Source organism: Actinocrinis sp. (assembly GCF_035946395.1).
GTDB lineage: Bacteria > Actinomycetota > Actinomycetes > Streptomycetales > Catenulisporaceae > Actinocrinis.
Window position 1 is genome coordinate 1 of sequence record NZ_DASYZI010000180.1, and the last position, 18,092, is coordinate 18,092.

The 18,092-nt window shown below is 66.5% G+C and carries 20 protein-coding genes, 1 tRNA gene and 1 pseudogene; 7 read left to right on the forward strand and 15 right to left on the reverse strand.

Going from position 1 to position 18,092, the window contains the following annotated elements:
• From VGS97_RS11500 to VGS97_RS11510, 3 genes are all read right to left on the reverse strand, one after another.
• On the reverse strand, nt 1–221 hold a 221-nt coding region (locus VGS97_RS11500), incomplete at its 3' end, for a hypothetical protein (RefSeq protein WP_326853362.1).
• A gap of 178 nt (nt 222–399) precedes the next feature.
• A complete protein-coding gene (locus VGS97_RS11505) occupies nt 400–1,635 on the reverse strand; it encodes a LacI family DNA-binding transcriptional regulator (protein WP_326853363.1) in 1,236 nt (411 codons plus the stop codon).
• Between the two features lie 116 nt (nt 1,636–1,751).
• Nucleotides 1,752–2,318 (reverse strand): PaaI family thioesterase, encoded by a 567-nt coding sequence (locus tag VGS97_RS11510; RefSeq protein WP_326853364.1) that lies wholly within the window; start codon nt 2,316–2,318, stop codon nt 1,752–1,754.
• A 90-nt stretch (nt 2,319–2,408) separates the two neighbouring features.
• Here VGS97_RS11510 and VGS97_RS11515 point away from each other — a divergent pair, with 90 nt between their 5' ends.
• Both VGS97_RS11515 and VGS97_RS11520 read left to right on the forward strand, forming a co-directional pair.
• The gene (locus VGS97_RS11515; protein ID WP_326853366.1) at nt 2,409–2,972 is read left to right on the forward strand and encodes a helix-turn-helix domain-containing protein; all 564 of its coding nucleotides are present in this window, start codon (nt 2,409–2,411) and stop codon (nt 2,970–2,972) included.
• A 34-nt stretch (nt 2,973–3,006) separates the two neighbouring features.
• Entirely contained in the window at nt 3,007–3,642 is a 636-nt protein-coding gene (locus VGS97_RS11520) for a metal-dependent phosphohydrolase (RefSeq protein WP_326853367.1), read from the forward strand.
• A gap of 104 nt (nt 3,643–3,746) precedes the next feature.
• On the opposite strand, the gene VGS97_RS11525 is transcribed toward VGS97_RS11520, so the two are convergent.
• A tRNA-Met gene (locus VGS97_RS11525) sits at nt 3,747–3,820 on the reverse strand.
• 163 nt (nt 3,821–3,983) lie between these two features.
• Between VGS97_RS11525 and VGS97_RS11530 the strand changes: the two genes are divergently transcribed.
• Nucleotides 3,984–4,565, forward strand: a complete 582-nt coding sequence (locus VGS97_RS11530) for a PPA1309 family protein (protein ID WP_326853368.1) — start codon at nt 3,984–3,986, stop codon at nt 4,563–4,565.
• Nucleotides 4,566–4,653: 88 nt separating this feature from the next.
• Here VGS97_RS11530 and VGS97_RS11535 read toward each other — a convergent pair whose 3' ends face one another.
• From VGS97_RS11535 to VGS97_RS11550, 4 genes are all read right to left on the reverse strand, one after another.
• The gene (locus tag VGS97_RS11535; protein ID WP_326853370.1) at nt 4,654–5,715 is read right to left on the reverse strand and encodes a YlbL family protein; all 1,062 of its coding nucleotides are present in this window, start codon (nt 5,713–5,715) and stop codon (nt 4,654–4,656) included.
• A gap of 25 nt (nt 5,716–5,740) precedes the next feature.
• Nucleotides 5,741–5,965: a hypothetical protein gene (locus VGS97_RS11540; RefSeq protein WP_326853371.1), complete on the reverse strand. Its 225-nt coding sequence runs from the start codon at nt 5,963–5,965 to the stop codon at nt 5,741–5,743.
• A gap of 16 nt (nt 5,966–5,981) precedes the next feature.
• On the reverse strand, nt 5,982–6,425 hold the full coding sequence (locus VGS97_RS11545; RefSeq protein ID WP_349262094.1) for a molybdenum cofactor biosynthesis protein MoaE: 444 nt from the start codon (nt 6,423–6,425) through the stop codon (nt 5,982–5,984).
• 94 nt (nt 6,426–6,519) lie between these two features.
• On the reverse strand, nt 6,520–7,617 hold the full coding sequence (locus tag VGS97_RS11550) for an NAD-dependent epimerase/dehydratase family protein (protein WP_326853373.1): 1,098 nt from the start codon (nt 7,615–7,617) through the stop codon (nt 6,520–6,522).
• A gap of 225 nt (nt 7,618–7,842) precedes the next feature.
• Between VGS97_RS11550 and VGS97_RS11555 the strand changes: the two genes are divergently transcribed.
• Nucleotides 7,843–9,351, forward strand: coding sequence for a zinc-dependent metalloprotease (locus tag VGS97_RS11555; protein WP_326853374.1), 1,509 nt, complete (start codon nt 7,843–7,845; stop codon nt 9,349–9,351).
• A 349-nt stretch (nt 9,352–9,700) separates the two neighbouring features.
• Here VGS97_RS11555 and VGS97_RS11560 read toward each other — a convergent pair whose 3' ends face one another.
• The 3 genes from VGS97_RS11560 to VGS97_RS11570 are packed head-to-tail and all read right to left on the reverse strand — an operon-like array spanning nt 9,701 to nt 12,487.
• Nucleotides 9,701–10,588, reverse strand: coding sequence for a sulfurtransferase (locus VGS97_RS11560; RefSeq protein ID WP_326853375.1), 888 nt, complete (start codon nt 10,586–10,588; stop codon nt 9,701–9,703).
• A 6-nt stretch (nt 10,589–10,594) separates the two neighbouring features.
• Nucleotides 10,595–11,854, reverse strand: coding sequence for an alkaline phosphatase family protein (locus tag VGS97_RS11565; RefSeq protein WP_326853376.1), 1,260 nt, complete (start codon nt 11,852–11,854; stop codon nt 10,595–10,597).
• A 6-nt stretch (nt 11,855–11,860) separates the two neighbouring features.
• On the reverse strand, nt 11,861–12,487 hold the full coding sequence (locus VGS97_RS11570; RefSeq protein WP_326853377.1) for a DUF5998 family protein: 627 nt from the start codon (nt 12,485–12,487) through the stop codon (nt 11,861–11,863).
• A gap of 385 nt (nt 12,488–12,872) precedes the next feature.
• Between VGS97_RS11570 and VGS97_RS11575 the strand changes: the two genes are divergently transcribed.
• Nucleotides 12,873–14,474, forward strand: coding sequence for a hypothetical protein (locus tag VGS97_RS11575; RefSeq protein ID WP_326853378.1), 1,602 nt, complete (start codon nt 12,873–12,875; stop codon nt 14,472–14,474).
• A gap of 311 nt (nt 14,475–14,785) precedes the next feature.
• On the opposite strand, the gene VGS97_RS11580 is transcribed toward VGS97_RS11575, so the two are convergent.
• Together VGS97_RS11580 and VGS97_RS11585 are read right to left on the reverse strand one after the other, a co-directional pair.
• Nucleotides 14,786–15,040, reverse strand: coding sequence for a hypothetical protein (locus tag VGS97_RS11580; protein WP_326853379.1), 255 nt, complete (start codon nt 15,038–15,040; stop codon nt 14,786–14,788).
• Nucleotides 15,040–15,318: a hypothetical protein gene (locus VGS97_RS11585; RefSeq protein ID WP_326853380.1), complete on the reverse strand. Its 279-nt coding sequence runs from the start codon at nt 15,316–15,318 to the stop codon at nt 15,040–15,042. The genes VGS97_RS11580 and VGS97_RS11585 overlap by 1 nt, the downstream gene beginning before the upstream one ends.
• Nucleotides 15,319–15,460: 142 nt before the next feature.
• Between VGS97_RS11585 and VGS97_RS29805 the strand changes: the two genes are divergently transcribed.
• Entirely contained in the window at nt 15,461–15,919 is a 459-nt protein-coding gene (locus tag VGS97_RS29805) for a GntR family transcriptional regulator (RefSeq protein WP_414641693.1), read from the forward strand.
• Nucleotides 15,920–15,962: 43 nt separating this feature from the next.
• Complete coding sequence (locus tag VGS97_RS11590) at nt 15,963–16,871, forward strand: aminoglycoside phosphotransferase family protein (RefSeq protein ID WP_326853381.1); 909 nt, start codon at nt 15,963–15,965, stop codon at nt 16,869–16,871.
• Here the strand turns inward: VGS97_RS11590 and VGS97_RS11595 are convergent.
• Both VGS97_RS11595 and VGS97_RS11600 read right to left on the reverse strand, forming a co-directional pair.
• Nucleotides 16,868–17,791, reverse strand: coding sequence for a hypothetical protein (locus VGS97_RS11595; RefSeq protein WP_326853382.1), 924 nt, complete (start codon nt 17,789–17,791; stop codon nt 16,868–16,870). The genes VGS97_RS11590 and VGS97_RS11595 overlap by 4 nt on opposite strands.
• A gap of 204 nt (nt 17,792–17,995) precedes the next feature.
• Nucleotides 17,996–18,092: pseudogene (locus VGS97_RS11600) on the reverse strand (ISAzo13-like element transposase-related protein); the annotation flags it as partial.

Sequence of the window (18,092 nt, forward strand, 5' to 3'; positions counted from 1 at the left end):
ATCAAACTCTCCATAAAAGAACAGTATTGACCACCTGGCTGAATCATCCCGACGGGGGTCGGGACACTCACACCATCCAAAACATAAATGGCATCGCAAACTTCATCGACACACTGTTGAGTTCTCAAAAAACAGACACACGAATAGAGACTGTCACCAATCTCCACCAGGTGATTGCTTCGGTATTGCTTTTTGTTTCTGGCCGTTTCCGGCTTCGCCACTCTATCAGACCTTGACTGGGCCATTTTCACGGCTCATCGTCGGTCGGATTGGAAGGGGCGACCGCACGGGTGACTACCCGGCGACTCGGAGAAGAGTAGGCAGGCACGGGTCAAACCGTCAAATCGACCCTTCACTGGTTGATTTGTCACGATCGTTTGATCACCCGACGTGACTGTGTCAGCGCCTCACGGCACACGACTGACGCTCTACGAGGCGCGTCGGGACCGTCCGCGGTGCGAACAGCAGTGATCGTGACTGTTGCTGTGGCTGTGGCGCTTGCGGCTTCAACTTTGCGCTTGCGTGGGACGTGGTCGACGCTCCGGCACTGGCTGTCGCCAGGGCAACTGGCGCTGACTCAGCTCCTCTCATTGCGTCACTCGCGCCGTCGACATCGGCGTCGACACTCGCTTGTGCTTGGCCTTGAGCCTGGGCCTCAACTGGCTGGGTCACCGATGGCAGTGGAGTATCGACGAGCGTGAGCAGCACCTCGACTGCTGCGGCGCCTAGCGCGATCGGGTCCTGCGCGACGGTCGTCAGCGCAGGGCGAACGAGGCTCGCGGCCTCGATGTCGTCGAAGCCCACTATCGCGATGTCGCCCGGAATGCTGATTCTCGCGTCCTCGAAAGCGTGCATCGCACCTACCGCCATTTCGTCGCCGGCGACGAAGACGGCAGTCGGACGCTCGGGCAACAACGCCAGGCGTGCCGCACACGCGTAGCCGCTGTCCACGAAGAAGTCACCGGTCTCGACGTATTCCGGTCTCGACGTCATGCCGAGTTCGCGCATCGCGTCCTCATAGCCGACAAGACGCTGTGCGGCGGGGAGGGAGTCCACTGGACCGGTGATCGTCGCGATATCCCGATGGCCGAGGCTGTACAGGTAACGCACTGCTTCGGCCGCACCCGTGTAGTTGTCCGATGTCACGTACGTCGCACGTGGACCTTGCACCGGCAGATCGAGTGCGACGCAAGGGAATCCAGAGCCGTACAACGTGCGCATCGTCGGGTGCTGCTCATCGACGCCCATCATCACGACGCCGTCGAGCTGATGCTGTAGCGCAATGTCGAGGAACGCACGGTCACTTGAGCGGTGGCGGTTGTCGTCGACGTTGAGCAGGAGCATGTGACGCCCTGACGCACTCAGCGCACGCTTAACGCCGACGAGCAGCGCCAGCAGGAACGGGTGACGACGCCCGGTTACCTCGTAGCCGGTGTCCCAAAGCAGTCCGACGGTGTCAGTCCGGCCACGTACGAGTGCACGCGCCGACTGACTCGGCCGGTAGCCGAGACGGGTCGCGGCCTCCTGGATCTGTCGGCGTGTGGTCTCACTGACCTCGGGATGGCCGTTGAGCGCACGCGACACCGTCGCGACCGACACACCGCATTCGCGGGCGAGCTCCCTGATCCCGGCCATTCGGACATCCCCAGTTCTACGCTCCGCGTTCTGCCCTGCTGCGGCGAACGTCTCCATAAGACCATGTCGGAGTCGCAATGGGCAGCATGTCCGGCATCAGGGCTAGCGCCGTGGTACTAGTTCACGGGCCGCATGATCAGGCAACTGCTGTTGGCCGTCGCGTAGATCTTCCCGTCTGCGTCGAGGAGACGCGCCTCAGCGAGCGCCGTACGGTTGCCGAAGTGCACGACCGTCCCCTCGGCGGCGATCTCACCGGTGGCGATCGAGACCGGGCGCAGGAACTTCACCGAAAGGTCAAGGCTCGTGTAGAACACGCCTTCGGGAAGCTTCGTGTGCACCGCGCACCCGCACGCCGTGTCGAGCAGCGCCGCGTAGACGCCGCCGTGGACTGAGCCGAGCGGGTTGTAGTGGAACTCCTGCGGCGTGAGCCGGAAGACGACGCGCCCCTCCTCGAACGAGAAGCTCGACATGTCGAGCGTGGACATGATCGGGGGCAGCGGTACGCGGCCGTCGGCCATCGCGGCGAAGAACTCCAGGCCGCTCAGCCCGGCCCCGATGCTCGCCGTTTCGAGTGGATCGGACCATTCGAAGGAGCGCCGCCGGACAGCCTGCCGCTCCTGCGGCGGGACTGGCTCAGCTGCTGTGACCTCGGTGGACTCATCGAATCGCGCCGTACCGGTCATTCGGGCACCTCACTCGCTCGGCATGGTCACCGGTGCCGCCACGCTAAGGCACCTGAGTTCCATTCTGCAACCCAGCTGTAGAATCGGGCTGTGACGTCGACCAACCAACAAGACCGGACCTCGACAGCGAACGACACACGCGCCAGCGTCTTCGGTGACCGTGCCGGGCGCGCCGTGCCCGGGGCGCCGCCGTACAGCGCGTTCGAGAGCGAGGACTGCTCGATCGCGCGCACGCTGGCGCTGATCGGCGATCGGTGGACGCTCCTGGTTCTGCGCGATGTATCGAACGGAGTACGTCGTTTCGACGACTTGGTCTCGCACCTGGGCGTTGCGCGCAACGTGCTCTCGCGGCGGCTGGCCGCGTTGATCGAAGCCGGCCTGGTGGCACGAACGGCGTACCGCGTCGAAGGCACGCGTGAGCGACACGAGTACCGGTTAAGCCACGCCGGCCGTGAGTTAGTGCCGATCTTGTTGGCGATGATGTCGTGGGGCGACCGGCACCTCGCAGGACAGGACGGCCTACCGGTCATTCCCCGCCATGCGGACTGCGGCGCGCAAGTTCGGGTATTGGTGACGTGCGAGGCAGGGCACGAACTGGGCGATCGTCCCCGGCTGCGGCTAGAGATCGGACCGGGCAGCCACCGACGCGAGTGACCGAAGGTCGCGGCACCGGAAGGAGGTGTAGCCGATGCCTGACGCACTGGACACCGAATTACTGGAGCGGTGGCTCGCACTGGCCGGGCCGGCTGGTCGGCGGTATGGCAAAAAGCTGATCCGCTGTTACCACGAGCCGCATCGGCGTTATCACACGACTGAGCATCTGGCGTACGTGCTCGACATTGTCGATCTCCTCGAAGCGGAGGCGGACCGGCCGGATGCGGTGCGTTACGCCGCGTGGTTCCACGACGCCGTGTACGAGATCGCCATCGACTCGCACTTGACCAACGAGGAACGCAGCGCTCGCCTGGCTGAGGGCGTGCTGCGCCGGATGAAGCAGCCCGCAGGCCTCGTCGCCGAGGTCGGCAGGTTGGTCCGCCTCACTGCCGATCATCAGATCAAGCCGGATGACCGCGACGCCGCCGTGCTGTGCGATGCAGATCTGGCAATCCTCGGTAGCGATCCGGAGGATTATCGGCTTTACACGGCACTGGTCCGTCAGGAGTACCGCCACATCCGCGACGCGCAGTTCCGCCCGGGACGGGCCAGGATCCTGCATGAGATGCTCCGCCGACCCACGATCTACCGGACCGAGCGTGCCCGGGAGCTGTTCGAGGAGGCCGCACGCAGAAATGTCACGGCGGAGGTCGACCGGCTTGTGCGATGACGCTGTCGGCGATGCGCGGCAGGAGATGCGGCGGTCGAGTGGAATTTGCCGAATGCAAAAATCCCGGCCAACCTTTCGGCTGACCGGGATCTCACTTTCTTTCGTAGCGGGGGACGGATTTGAACCGCCGACCTCTGGGTTATGAGCCCAGCGAGCTACCGAGCTGCTCCACCCCGCGTCGCTGGCTTTATTTTAGGTCGAAGGTCGGCGCCGAAGCAAATCGAATAGGAACGGCTGGTCAAACGTCGTGGGAGTCGAGGTGACGGCGGGTGTGTCGTCGCTGGCCAAGCGCGAAATAGGCACTGGCACGAGCGGTGCGACAGGTCGGCGAGAATAGGGGCATGGACAAGGGCTCAACGAACGCTGCGTTGACGCAGTCGCTGATCGAGTTGGAACAGCACGTCGCGAAGGCGGGCTGGGACCAGGGGCCGCGGCTGTTCGCGCTGGCGGACACCGCGGAGCTGATCAAGGCGGAGCCTCGGCTGGCCGCGGCGCTGGCTCCGGAGACGCTGACGCTTGGGTCGGCGGCGGACGGGACGGGTTCGGGGCCGGGGTTCGGGCCGTTGCGGACGTATACGTCGATCGAGCAGGAGGGCTTTCCGGGTGGGAAGGCCCTCGACGAGGCGTTGGCCGGGATCGGGTGGCCGGAGACCGTGGATGGCGCGGCGCTGGTCATCGAGCGGGTCATGCTGCCGCCCGCGGCTGAGGCCGAGATGCCGGAGAACGACGGGACCGATCTCGATGTCTGGGCGGCCGCACATCCGGAGCGGCAGGAGGTGCGGATCGCCGTCGGCGTGCTGCGGGACGGGTCACGCGACTGCGCGCTGAGGCTACGGTCGCGGGACGCTGACGACGAGGTGCTGTCGGGGCCCGGGCTCGTGCCGCATCTGGCGGAGGCGTTGGCTCAGACGTTGCGCGACTGAGACTGAGTCGCGTGGCTGAGCTGGCCGAATCGGGACGGGTGGGCTGAGTGGCTGAGGGCGAGGTCCTCGCCGCAGGACTTGGGCGCGCCTAGCAGCTCGGCGGGGTCTTGCCTTCGCGGATGTCCGTGAGCGCGTTCAGCGCGTCTTGTAGCGTGGACACCTTCACGAGCTCCAGGCCGGACGGCAGGTTCGCCTTGGCGTCGGCGCAGTTGTCAGCAGGGGCCAGGAACACGGTGGCTCCATCGCGGCGGGCGCCGATCGTCTTCATCTGGATACCGCCGATCGCGCCGACGTTGCCGGAGGCGTCGATCGTGCCGGTACCGGCGATGACCTTGCCGTCGGTGAGGTCACCGCCTGCGGTGAGCTTGTCGATGATGCCGAGGGCGAACATCATTCCGGCGCTCGGGCCACCGACACCGTTGAGCTGGATGTCGACGTTGAACGGGAACGTGCTCTCGGTCTGCACCGCGATGCCCACGGCCGCCTTGCCCTGGCTGTTCTTGACGGTGCTGGTGGTGACGGTCTGGTCCTTGCCTGCGCGGGAGACTTCGAACGTGACCTGCTGACCCGGCGTCACCTTCTGGACGGCAGCCTGGACCTCGTTGAGTCCGGCGTCTCCGTCTCCGCCGGCGGTGATCGGGGTGCCGTCGATGGACTTGATGATGTCTCCGGGCTGGAGCTTGTCGTTCGCGGGCGTCCCGGCGGTGACCGAGGCGATCACGACCTCGCTTCCGGTCGGCTTGATCCCCAGGGCGGCCAGCGCGGCCGTGATCGCCGCGTCCTGCGAGTCGGTGAACGCCACCGCGTTCTCCTGGTCGCTCTGCTGCTGGGTCGTGCCGGGCGGGTAGATCGTCTCCTTGGGCACGATCGCCTGGTCGGAGCTCAGCCAGCCGATCAACGCGGTACCGAGCGGCATCTGGTAGTCCTGGCTCGACACACCGACCGTCACCATACGCAGCTGGCCAGTGGTGTTGTACGTCTGATGCCCGCTGACGGTGATCAGCGGCGTGCCCTGATACGAGCCGAGCGTGTCGAACGTCGGCCCTGGCGTCATCTCGGCGTAGGGCACCGGCTGTGCGTATACGCCGACCCCGAAGGCTGCGAGAAGGGCACCTGAGACTGCGAGCGTGACGGTATGGCGGCGCGGCATGAGCATGACACTAATGCACGAGCTGTCACTCGGTGATGCGGACGCCGTTGCGCTCGGACTCTGCGTGCGGGTGCGGTTGCGGGCCGGTCTGGTGCTGCGTGCGCGCGAGGACCTCTCGGGCGTGCTGGTAACGGCGCAGGGTGCCGACGTCGTCGCGTGCACGCCGGATCCGTCGCGAGGCGGCGAGGACGGCGGCCGCGAGCAGGACCGCTCCGGCCGGAACCGCCCACCAGACCAGGATCGAAAGCACGAATCAGCAGACTAGGTCACATTCCGACCCAGGTGTGGGAGCCGTTCCGGAACTGCTCCCGCTTCCAGATCGGAACTTGCTCCTTCAGAGTGTCGATCAACGCGCGGCACGCGGCGAAGGCCTCGGCGCGGTGCGACGCGGCAGCCGCAACGACGACGGCTAGATCGCCGACGGCTAGATCGCCGGTGCGGTGTACCGCAGCGAGCACGGTGCCAGGGTGTTCCGCGGCGACTTTCGCGGCGACTGCGTGCAACTGTTCGACGGCGCTCGGATGCGCGGTGTATTCGAGCTCGGTGACCTGCTCCCCGGGGTTTTCCGGCGTGTGGTCTCGCACTGTCCCGACGAAGAGTGCGACGCCGCCGACGTGCGGGCCGGTTACCGCGCGCAGCACCTCGTCAACGGATAACGAGGTATCGCGCACGTCGAGGAGACGGATGGTGTCGAGCGTAGCGTCGGGCATGGTGTCAGGCGCGGAGTCGAACGCAGAGTCGAACGCGGGGTCAGACTGAGACATACCGTCAGGCATCAGGGTTTTCTCCAGGTCTCCGGCCGGCTCAGCTGGTGGTGCGGCGCTTCTTGCGGGCTCGGCGGACCAGGGCGGCGGTGCCGACCAGCGCGACGGTCGCGCCAGCGGCGCCGAGGGTGGTCGCCGCGTCCTTCTTGCCGATCCGGCGGGCCAGCGCCGCGTGGTGGCCCGCGATCTCCACCAGCAGGGCCTGGAAGGCCTCGGCGTTGCTGAACTCCGGCTGCCAGCCGGTCGCCTTCAGCTTCCCGGTGGAGACGGCCCAGGGGTGCATGACGTATTGCAGGTCGGTCGCCGGAGCCGGGGTCAGGTGCAGCCGGTGCAGCCGCTCGGCGGCGCCGAGGGCGAGGGCCTCGGGCAGTTCCATCCGGCGCATCCCGGAGATCTCCTCGACCTCCTGCTGGCCCAGCCAGCCATCGCTGGCGACCGCGAGCGGGCCGTCCATGTCGCTGAGCGCGGCGTGCACCATGCCCGATGCGAGATCCTCGACGTGGCAGAACTGCCAGCAGGGTTCGGTGTCCTTGACCACCAGCAGGCGCGGGGCCTCGAAGTGGCGGGTGAAGACGGTGTCCATGCCGGGGCCGGTGAGCACGGTCGGGCGCAGGACGGTGACCGAGAGGCCGGGATGGGATTTGGGAGCCCGTTCGGCCAGTCGTTCTATTTCCAGATAATCGCCGACGAGCGAGCCGTCCGGCACGGCGCGCAGCGGCGCGTCCTCGGCGAGCGGCACCGGGTTGTCGGGATACGCGCCATAGACGACCGCGCTGGTGAACAGCACGACCCGGCCGACTCCTGCGGCAGCCGCAGCGGTGAGCGCGGTCTGGGCGCCACGGACGTTGTAGTTGGTGCGCTTCGCGGCATCGGTGTCCGGCGAGGTGTCGATGTCCGCGTGAATGAGCACGTCCACGTCGCCGAGCCGCAGGGCCAGCCCGGGATCCCTCGTGTCGGCGGCGCGGAAGATCACGCCCGGCACGTCGACCCGGCGGTCGTCGAGAGCGATTGCCTTGCGGACCCCCTCGGTTTCGGCCAAGCAGGCGCTGACCGCGGCGCCGACGACGCCGGCCGCGCCGGTAACCGCTACGGTGGGTCGCGCCGAACGGCGCCGTCCGCCATCTGCCGGGGAACTCACAGGCACACTCCGTTGGTTACTACGGTGAGGGGGACGGGAGACTCCGTTCACCGTAAAGTCTGTTCTATCCGTAGAGTGCGTGATCCCCGAGTGACTGAGTCGGCCGTGCTTCCCGTGAACCGTGAACACGCCGGGGGTCCGTCTCCAGTGTGGACGATTGTCTAGAGGTTCGACGTGAGCGACCACCCTGAAAGTTTCCCACCAGGCGGGGACGAGCCGGAGCCGGTGCCGTTCGAAGACATCGTCAAGGGGCTGGAGGGCCTCGGCGCCGACGTGGAGCGTGAGGCGAAGGCAGCCGAGCAGCAGGCCGCGCGCGAGCGGGCCGAGCGCGGCGGCGAGCCGCGGTCCGACGCCGGCGGCGACGCACCTGGCTCGGCCGACAACCCGCTGGCCGGGCTGCTCGGCGCGCTCGGCCTTGGCGGGCGCGGCGGCGGCGACATAGGCGAGTCGCTGGCCGGGCTCGCCGCGGGGCTCGGCCAGCAGATGCCGGGGCTCGACCCCCAGATGTTCATGATGATGATGGGCCGCATCCAGTCGCTGATCAACGCGGGCGACGGGCCGGTGAACTGGGCGATGGCCCGCGACGTGGCGCGTACCGTCACCGCCGCGCAGCCGGACCCCTCGCCGACCTCGGGCGACCTCGCCCCGATCGAGGACGCGGTGCGGCTGGCCGAGCTCTGGCTCGACGAGGCCACCGCGCTGCCGGCCGGCACGACCGGGGCGCTGGCCTGGAGCCGCGCGGAGTGGATCGAGCAGACGCTGCCGGTCTGGAAGCAGCTGGTCGAGCCCGTGGCGGACCGGATGACCGGTGCGATGGTCGGACTGCTGCCGCAGGAGGCCAGCGCCGGGATCGGGATGCCGATCACCGGGCTCGTACGGCAGATGGGTGGCTCGCTGTTCGGCCACCAAGTCGGCACGGCTCTGGCCCAGCTGGCCACCGAGGTGCTCGGCTCGTCCGACATCGGGCTGCCGCTCGGCCCGGACGGCAAGGCGGTGCTGCTGCCGACGAACGTGGCGGCGTTCAGCGCAGGCCTCGACCTGCCGACGGCGGACGTGCGGCTGTACCTGGCGATGCGTGAGACCGCGTACCACCGCCTGTTCGCACACGTGCCGTGGCTTAAGGCGCACGTGCTCGGAGCGGTCGAGGCGTACGCGCGCGGGATCGCCGTGGACGAGGGACGCATCGAGGAACTGATGCGTAACGCGCAGTCGCCGGAGGGTTTGGCGAACCTACAGAACGTGTTCGAAGAGGGCATCGTGTTCACCGCGCCGGACACGCCGCAGCAGCGCGCGGCGCTGGCCCGGCTGGAGACGATCCTGGCGCTGACCGAGGGCTGGGTGGACGCGGTGGTCCACGCCGCAGCCTCGCCCAACCTGCCATCGGCCGCAGCGTTGCGTGAGACGCTGCGGCGCAGGCGGGCCACCGGCGGTCCGGCCGAGCAGACGTTCTCGGCGTTGGTCGGTCTGGAGATGCGACCACGACGGCTGCGTGACGCGGCACGCCTGTGGGCGTTGCTCGGCGACGCACGCGGCATCGATGGGCGCGATGATCTGTGGACGCATCCCGACCTGCTGCCGACGGCCGAGGACCTGGACGATCCCGACGGCTTCGTATACCGCGACGAGATCGACTTGTCCGGCCTCGGCGACGTCCTTGGCGGGAAGGGCGATAAGAAGGACAGCAGGGACGAGAACAGCGAGGGCGGCCGGGAAGACGGCGGCGATCGCGAGTAGGAGTAGCACGGCGTAGCGGCGTAACCGAGGCTGCGGCGGAGTTGACGCGGGATGAGCGCGTTGTCTCCGCCGCAGTGTGTTACAGCGCGTTGCGTCACGTCGCAGCGCGTTATGTCAATGCGTTAGGGCGTGTTTGAGATGTGGGGCCGATTAAGGGCGTAGGGCAGGCGCGCGGCGCGTGCGTTCGCAGGGTGGAGGGTCATGCTCGGACTGGAGGTCCGTGCACGGCCCGGCCCGGCAACGCGGCGAGCGTGCACGACAGGTGACGTGACCCGGGCCACACATCTCAACCGCCCTAAACCGCCGTGCAATGTCGCGGCGTCAGGCGGCGTCAGGACGCCGCATTGCATTACTCGCCGGTGGCTACTGGCCTGGAAGTGTTGGCGATCCAGTCCGACCATGAGCCCGCATAGAGCGCCGCTCTGATGCCGGCCAGTTCGAGGGCGAGCACCTGGTGCGCGGCCGTGACCCCGGAACCGCAATACACGCCGATCTCCCGGCCATTGACCCCGTTGGCGCCGAGTGAGGCGAACCGGGTGCGCAGGACCTCGGCAGACAGGAAACGGTCGTCAGGACCGACGTTGTCGGTGGTCGGCGCGCTCACCGCGCCGGGGATGTGTCCCGCGACCGGGTCCATCGGCTCGATCTCGCCGCGGAACCTGGCCCCGGCGCGCGCGTCGAGCAGCACGCCCTCGATCGCCAGCTTCGCCGCCGCGTCCGCATCCAGCAGCGGCATCGCGCCCGGCACCGCGATGAAGTCTCCGGCGCCGGATCCGCCGCCGGATCCTGGTGCGTCGGGATCGTCGCCCGAGACGACCGGTAGGCCTGCGGCTGTCCACGCGGCGTACCCACCGTCGAGCAGCCTTACGTCGGAGTGGCTGAAGTACCGCAGCAGCCACCACGCGCGCCCTGCTGACGTTCCGGCAGCTGAGTCATAGACGACCACTGTCCGGTCATCTGACACGCCGAGAGATCGCATGACCGCCTGGAAGTCCTCGGCATTGGGCAGCGGATGACGGCCTCCCGCGCCGTCCTGCGCTTGGGGCGCGGCGAGTTGATGGTCAAGGTCGACGAAACGTGCCGACGGGATGTGCCCCGCAGCGTATTGATCGCGTCCGGGCGGACCACTCAGTGACCAACGGACGTCCAGCAGCGTCACCGACGTCTGGACTCCGAGCAGCTCGGTGAGCCGATCAACGGAGATCAGCGGTGTGCGGTCCGTGGAATCACTGGCCATGGGACGTCATCCTCGCACCTCTAGCAGGGGGACGAACTGCTCGGCAGCCGTCATCGATCCGTGCATGCCGATCAGCCGGGACTCGATCGCCTCCCGCTCGGAGGCGATCACGGCCCAGTCGCCACGCATCGCCACGACGACGTTTCCGATGCGCTCGGACATGCGCGCGTCAACGCTCGGCCCGAACCATCCCTCGACGATCGCCTCCTCGCGGGAGCGGACCAGGGCCACACCGTCGAGGCGTTCGGACCAGATCGCCAGCACGTCGCGCTCGGCGCCGGGGTGCGCGTAGACGTGCCGGGCCCGCGCCTCGCCACCGAGCAGCGCCACTCCGGCGCGCAGTTCCCAGTCTGTGTCCGCGTCGATCCGGCGTTCGGTCGGCACGTCGATCATGCCGTGGTCGGCGACCACGTAGAGCGAGCAGTCGCTTGGCAGCCGCTCGGCCAGCCATTGGACCAACGCGTCCACGTAACCGATCTGGTCGAGCCAGCGCTGCGAGTCGACGCCGTCCACATGTCCGACGAAATCAAGATCGGAGTAATACAGATAAACGAGCGACCGGTCGCGCCGTTCCAGCGCCTCAAGCGCGCGCATCGCCCGCTCGTCCGCCGGTTCGGCGCCGGAGAAGCGCGCGCCGCGGAACACCGACCGGGTCAATCCCGAGTCGGCGAAGCGCGGCGAGGAGACGTGGGTGACCGCGACCCCGGCGCGTTGCAGGCGCTCGAACATGGTCTCGCGCGGCTGCCAGACCAGCGGGTCGACGTCCTGGTCCCACCGCAGGAAGTTCATCAGCTTCCCGGTGCCGGGGACGGCGAGCTTGTAACCGAGCATCCCGTGCGCCCCGGGCGGCAGACCGGTGCCGATCGAGGAGAGCGACGTCGAGGTCGTGGACGGGAAGCCGGCGGTCAGGACGCGCCCGGTCCCGTCAGGCCCGATGCTCTGCGCCCCGCCCCGCAACAACGCGGCGAGGTACGGCGCGGCGTCGGCGTTCTTGAGGATCAGTTCGCTGCCCATGCCGTCGACCAGGAACAGGCAGGCGCGGCGCACCGGGCTCAGATTCCACCAGTGCGCGGCCCCGGACGACTGCTCACGATTGCCGTCCACTTCGGCACAGCCCGTACCGCCGTCCGGACCGGACTCGGGTCCGGTCCCGTCGAGCCCCTGCACGCCGAGGGCGGTGCCGATCGCGGGGAGCACGTCGCACAGTGCCCCCGCGCCGTAGGCCGGGTAATCGAACCCGGCGTCCCCTTCCGCCCCCGCGTCCACGGCCCGCTACCCGCGTCCCGGGACGCCGAGTTCGACCGTCGCCGCCGCGAGCGCCTCGGCGAACTCCAGCGTCATGCGCACCGCGTCCGGTCCGTCCGCTCCGGTCGACACCCTTAGGGAGAGGTCGTCGCCCGTGACGGTGCCGGTGTACCCGTGATCGGCCTCACAGTGCGGATCGCCGCAGTTGGCAGGTTCGAGGTCCACCCTGCCTACCGCACCCCAGCCGACGGTGAGCACCACCTCGCGCGGGAGGGTGCCACGCACATGCTTGGCCGGATCGTCGACGACGCGCGTAACGACCACCGTCGAGACCCTGTCGAGCCGCACGGTCTCGGTCGACGTGGACGCGTACGAACCCACCTGCGAGTCGACGCCGTCGAGCTCCGGTTCCGTGCCGTGTTCGTCGGTATGGCCGACGACCAGGCGGCGCGCGGTCAGGGCGAGGACGGTGACGTGGCGGCGGACCTCTTCGGCGTCGAAGGTGGTCTCCTGGTGGACCAGGTGGCTGATGACCGGTTCGCCGCCGAGCGCGGTCTCCACCGCCTCGGCGACCAGCGCCGGATAGTAGCCGCTGCGCTCGATCGAGGCGCGCAGAGCCGGGTCGAGGGCACCTGAGTCGGTTCTCTGGGGCATGACCCAATCCTCGCACTGGTTGCGCTCCCGCGTGTACACCGGATACTGGCCAGTCCCGTTCCGATCCGCGCTCGCCACCGCTCGACGTGTCTGTCGGCGGAAGCGGGCACAATAGGCTGTTACGCGGGTTTCCCGCCGTCCACACCAACGATTCATTACAGGAGCAGCGCAGCATGGCCCGCCGCAGCGCACCCCAGGAGACTGACGAGCCGTTCGAGGAGCGGATCGTCGCCGCGCCTGCGCGAGTCCGCTGACCTGCTAAAACAGCGCCGACTCTCCGGCGTCAAAGCCTCTCGTCACCGCGTATTCGCCGCGCGCCTGGTCCGGTCTCACTCCTGAGCACGGCCGGACCGTTGCAGTTGCGGACCGTGACGGACCGGATGACGTGCAACTTTTACTGCGGGCGGTGTCGGCGGTGCGTCGTATCGTTGTGTTCTCGGACGCGGAAGGGAGCGCAGTGCTAGATACCCGCTTGGTGCAGACCGCAGTGCTTGGATCGCCGGACTCGGCCGAGCCTGTCATCCTGCCGACAGATCACGACGATCTCGATGCGTTCCGCACGCACTACGCCGGTTCCCGGTTTTGGTGCGGCGAGCTTCTCGGCGGGTGCGGTCGCGAGCTGGTGTCCAAGAAGTACGCTGACCGCCTGTGCCATTTTGCGCACGTGGCTGACTCTGTGGCGGGGCCGAGCACGTGTAGCCGCGGCGCCCATAGCGCCGACCACCTGTATGTACGTCGCGCCGCTCGGACGTGGTTGCACGGTCTCGGCTATCAGGTCGAGGGAGAGCTGCGTGGTGCGCAGCACGATGAAGCCGTGGACTTCCAGGTGCCTGGCGGTCCTTGGCTTCGCTTCCAACTGCGATCGCTGACTGCGGAGCAATGGGAGCAGGAGGACGCGCGCGCCCGCAAGGGCGGAAGGCCGATCACGTGGTTTCTGCCCCGCTCGGATGAGGCGGAAGACGCCTCGTTCGAGACGGAGAACCCCGCGCTGCTGATGCGTGTCGAGGCCGATGGGACGACGGCTCTGCCGGAGAGGCGCGTAGAAATCGGCACACGGTCAGCGAGCGGGCAAGTGCACTGGGATCGGCTGGAAGACTGCGGGCTAGATGAGCAGGGACGGATGCAGACCCCCACCCTGCGCACCCATCACCGCAGGGCTCCGGTCCGGCGTCTCCAGACGCAGGCAGTCGACACTGAGCCGTCCGAGCCTTGGCACCCGCCCGTGCCGCAGCCACGCGTCCGCGCGGCCGACAGCCGGCCACCGCAACTCGACGAACAGCAAGCACAACGCGTCGCTCTGCTGGCCGAGGCCGCCGACGTCGCGAGCCACTTGCGCCATGAGTGCCGTACCCGGCCGGTGAATCTGGCTTACCTGCGTATCCTGCTGGACAACGCGGTCGCGCTCGACGAGCGGGTACGGGAATCCGGCCCGCACGATCAGGCGCTGATCGACGCGATCGCGCGTGCGCGCGCCGCGCTGGAGGTGGCCGCTCAGTCGCAGTCCATCCCCCAAGCCGCGTTCGGCCCGTACACGGCTCACCAGCCGCAGCCAGACGAGCCGCTCGCCACGCCATTCGGCAATACGGAGCGCGAATTGCCGGAAAGTATCAGCGTACTGGCACATGCCGCCAAGCAAGCTCTGATCGCGGCAGCCCGCGAGGGCATCTGCCTGAGCTGGCCCCAACTATGTCGGCGTATGAACCGCCCGAAGCTGGCGCGAGCTGACGCCGAGACGGTCTTCGAGATCCTGCGCATCGCCGACTACGACCCGGCGAATCAACACCGGCCTCTGCTCAGCGCCTTGCTGACCGAGTCCGATCCGCCCCGGCGAAGCGACGCCTTCATGCGCATCGCTACCGAGCACGGTCAACACGTGCCGACCAGCGCGGCGCGACGTAGTGACATGCGATCTAAGGAGATCGAGGCCGTGTACGCGCACTGGCCGAGCGTGCTCGCATCTGGCACGTCCACCGTTCCGGAGCGATAACACAGTACAGTCAGGCTTCGAATACAGGATTATGAGCCCTCTGCGACGCCCCGCACTGCCAGTGCTCTGACGTGCGGTCGAGCGGTGCACGGTGAGGCGCTAGACGGAACGTCAGCAGGGATTCAGCAAGCGGCGCCGATTCGGCCACTCCCCCGGCGACCGCCGCGAGCCGACGGAAGGGCTTCACCGCGTTGCCGACGGAAAATCGAGGCTCTGAGAGCCACGCTGACGGACGTTCGGGCGTCGTCGCACTCCATGAGTCATCTGGTCGATGGGCGGCGCTCCGTGGGCCGCTGTGGGCGTTCGTGCTGTTAAGCGAGCCAAATGATATTAACGATGCGCACTCTGGCGGCGGCATCGTCCACGGTGTACACGATCAGGCCGCTTGCGCCGAGGGCCATGGCGCGTTCGGCTACTGTCGGCCCCTCGGTACCGATGGCGTCTCCCTGGCTGTGTGGGTCGGCGGTCAGGTCGAGCATGGCCATGACGAACCGGTCGTGCGTTTCGTCGTCCATTGCCGCGACGACTGCGGCGGCCCGCTCGGTGATGTCGAGCGCGTAGGCCATCAGCCGCGCCAGCCGACGCCGAGTACCTGCTCGATCGGGACCGTGCGGGCCGTGCCAGCGCGCACGTTCGCCAGCTCCGCCATGGTCTCCGGGCTGGACCAGACCACGGCGCGCGTCCACCACTTCGTCACGACGACGGCGAGCCCACCCGCCTCGGTGTCTTCCAAGTCGGCCGCGAACTCCGGCCGCTTCTCCTCGGGCAGGGCCGCACGGATGGCCCGGATCGTGCGCGGCAACATCGCGTGAACCGGACCGACGTCGGCAGGTTGAGCACTCATGCTCCCACCGTAGCCCGCATCTTCCCCCACTCACAGCGCACCGAAGCAGATCACTCGGCGACTCTCCAGCCACCAGATAGTCTGAGGTTCAGCCCTTCGCCCAGTGCGTAAGAGGCACAGAGCGTCATTGGATGGGAGGCGCGTGGGAAGCCAAAGCCCTCGCGACACGTACCGACAGATCGCCGATACACTTCGCGCGGAAATCAGCGACTCATCGCTCAGCGGTGAACATGGCCGCCTTGGAAGCGAAGCCGAACTCTCAGATCGATTCCGCGTTGCGCGGAACACTCTGAGACGAGCGCTCAATGAACTGGCGCGGGATGGCCTTATTTACTCCGTTCCGACCAAGGGCTGGTTTGTGGGTCGTCCCACAACGGACGCGAAGCCGGCTGACCAAACAGCGATCGCCGCTGAGCTAGCGCGAGAGATCCAAGATGGCCATCCGGCGCCTGGGGAAAAGCTTGCGACCGCTCCCCAAATTGCCAGGCGTTACGGTGTCACTATGTATATTGCGCGGCAAGCTCTTATCACACTCAGCGCTAAGGGTCTCATTGAGTCTCACCATGGTAAGGGCTGGTTCGTTTGCGAATCGAGCAAGTAATCGTCAGTCTCGAAAGAACTCGCAGAAGACAACTAGGACTTTTATGACTGACGCGGATAAGGCCATCAAGCCGTTCACCTTAGAAGCTTCCCGCGCGGCCTTGGCTGAAGCGTGCAACGCCATTGGCGTCCGGGCCGAAGGTGCGGAACTCATTAGGTTGGGCGAAAACGCGATTTACCGTGTTCCCGAGGGCAATCTGGTAGTAAGGATCGCTCGTGGCATAGACGTACTTCCGGATGCACGCAAAGAAGTTGCGGTGTCTCGGTGGCTTCACTCGACGCACCTGCCTGTAGCTCAGACCACAAAGCATCAGCAGCCTATTGTGGCAGACGGAAGACCTGTTACCTTTTGGAGATTTATCGAGTCGACTGGCGAGGAAGCAACAGTCGCCGAGTTGGGCGCGGTCCTCCGTCAGCTTCACTCCCTAGCCCCACCCGCGGGATTAGACCTCCCGCCTCTGGACATGTTCGGCAGAGTCGACGTTCGCATTGACCGTGCGTCCGATATTCCGGAGGCTGATCGATCCTTCCTCCGTGAACGTGTGAAGGCATTGCGGAAAGCATACGCTGACCTTCGCTTCCCGCTAAAGCGTTGTGCGGTACATGGCGACGCTCACACAGCGAATCTAATGCCCACTCCCGATGGCGATTCCGTGCTGATCGATTTTGAACGATTCGCATTCGGGCAGCCGGAAATTGACTTGGCTGTCACCGCCGTTGAACATCGCATCGGATGGTACACGGACTCCGAATACTCGAGTTTCGTACAGGCATACGGGTTCGATGTCACAGACTGGGACGGTTTCTCAATCGTCCAAGCGATTAGCGAACTTAAAATGACGACCTGGATCATGCAGAATGCGAGCCATAGTCCAGAGATCACGGCTGAGGTTCGTGTGAGACTGGAAGCACTTAGAGATCCAACGATGGCGAGGCATTGGAAGCCATTCTAGCCCTTGCTGCCAGAAGGCGCCGGATACCGTTGCTTGACGAGCGAGTTGAACTCGCGCACGGCGGTATCGGTGGAAAACGGTGCTAGCTCTGTTTGGAGGTCGCGTAGATATCTGATGTATCGAGCAGATTTAAGTGGTCCAGCGTCGCTTACAACCGCGATTGCAAGACGTGCCGCTTCTTCGGGCGACTTCTGATGGACGAGGCTCGCTGCGTGTACTAACCGCACGAACGCCAGTGTTCGCTCGTAGCCCGGTGCTGTGGTCTCAATCGCCCGCGTGACAAACTCCTGTGTCCGCAAGGGGATGCGAAGATCGCGGAAGCAATGGGCGCCTTCGCCTGCAAGCTCAGCCGCGTCGAAATATGAGATCCACTGTGGTTCGTTGGTAGGTTCCGACCGTTCGAAAGACAGCTCTGCTTCGCGCAGAACAGACGATGTCGCCCTCGCATCGCCAGCACCAGCCAGCGCGCGAGCCTCCATCGCGAGAAACATGGCCATTACCGCCGGGGTGGCTGTCGAACGGGCTCCTTCCTGAGCGGCCCTGGCAAGCTGAGCCGCTGCCTGGAAGTGGCCGAGGTAATTCGCCTGATGGCTAAGGCTCGCCATCACGCGCGCTGCGAGCGTTCGATCATTACCGGCTTGCGCGAGGCGAAGCGATTGAATCAAATATCGCTGGCCGAGGCCGTGCTGGCCGAGGTCATACGCCGTCCAACCAAGCAACTCAGCCGCCTCTGCCGCTGCGGCGAAAAGCTCCTTCCCCACCTCAGCGCTGTAGCTTCCCTCGAACAGCGGCATCACCGTGTGCTCAAAGAACTGCGCGAGAGCGGCCCTGGCGTGACCGCCGCCGTACCGGAAGTCAAGGCCCAGGAACATTCGCACCGTCTCGCGAACAGCCTGAACGTCACCAAGTCCGACACTCACACCCGTACCTGTGTGACTGCCGCCACTGTCCGGGCGCGCCAGCATCCACGTCAGCATGGGTTGAGTCAGCGCCTCCGCCGAGGCTGGCTTGTCAATGAGGCGAGGGTCTGCCGAGAGGTCCCGATGCACCAAGAGACCGAGTCTTGTAATGCTCTCCGTTAGGGCTCAGCGTGAATCAATGACTCCTGGTTCGGGTGTGTCGGTTGGGTTGAGGGTGTAGTTCCAGTCGCCGTGCCAGTCGTGGCGGGTGATCGGTAGGGCCTTGATGACCTTGTCAGGGATCTTGATGCCGGTGGGGTAG

Coding starts and splice junctions, on each gene's coding strand:
- VGS97_RS11505 (WP_326853363.1), bottom strand. CDS start 1,635: ATGGCCGGGATCAGGGAGCTCGCCCGCGAATGCGGTGTGTCGGTCGCG.
- VGS97_RS11510 (WP_326853364.1), bottom strand. CDS start 2,318: ATGACCGGTACGGCGCGATTCGATGAGTCCACCGAGGTCACAGCAGCT.
- VGS97_RS11520 (WP_326853367.1), top strand. CDS start 3,007: ATGCCTGACGCACTGGACACCGAATTACTGGAGCGGTGGCTCGCACTG.
- VGS97_RS11530 (WP_326853368.1), top strand. CDS start 3,984: ATGGACAAGGGCTCAACGAACGCTGCGTTGACGCAGTCGCTGATCGAG.
- VGS97_RS11535 (WP_326853370.1), bottom strand. CDS start 5,715: ATGCCGCGCCGCCATACCGTCACGCTCGCAGTCTCAGGTGCCCTTCTC.
- VGS97_RS11545 (WP_349262094.1), bottom strand. CDS start 6,425: ATGCCCGACGCTACGCTCGACACCATCCGTCTCCTCGACGTGCGCGAT.
- VGS97_RS11560 (WP_326853375.1), bottom strand. CDS start 10,588: ATGGCCAGTGATTCCACGGACCGCACACCGCTGATCTCCGTTGATCGG.
- VGS97_RS11570 (WP_326853377.1), bottom strand. CDS start 12,487: ATGCCCCAGAGAACCGACTCAGGTGCCCTCGACCCGGCTCTGCGCGCC.
- VGS97_RS11580 (WP_326853379.1), bottom strand. CDS start 15,040: ATGGCCTACGCGCTCGACATCACCGAGCGGGCCGCCGCAGTCGTCGCG.
- VGS97_RS11585 (WP_326853380.1), bottom strand. CDS start 15,318: ATGAGTGCTCAACCTGCCGACGTCGGTCCGGTTCACGCGATGTTGCCG.
- VGS97_RS11590 (WP_326853381.1), top strand. CDS start 15,963: ATGACTGACGCGGATAAGGCCATCAAGCCGTTCACCTTAGAAGCTTCC.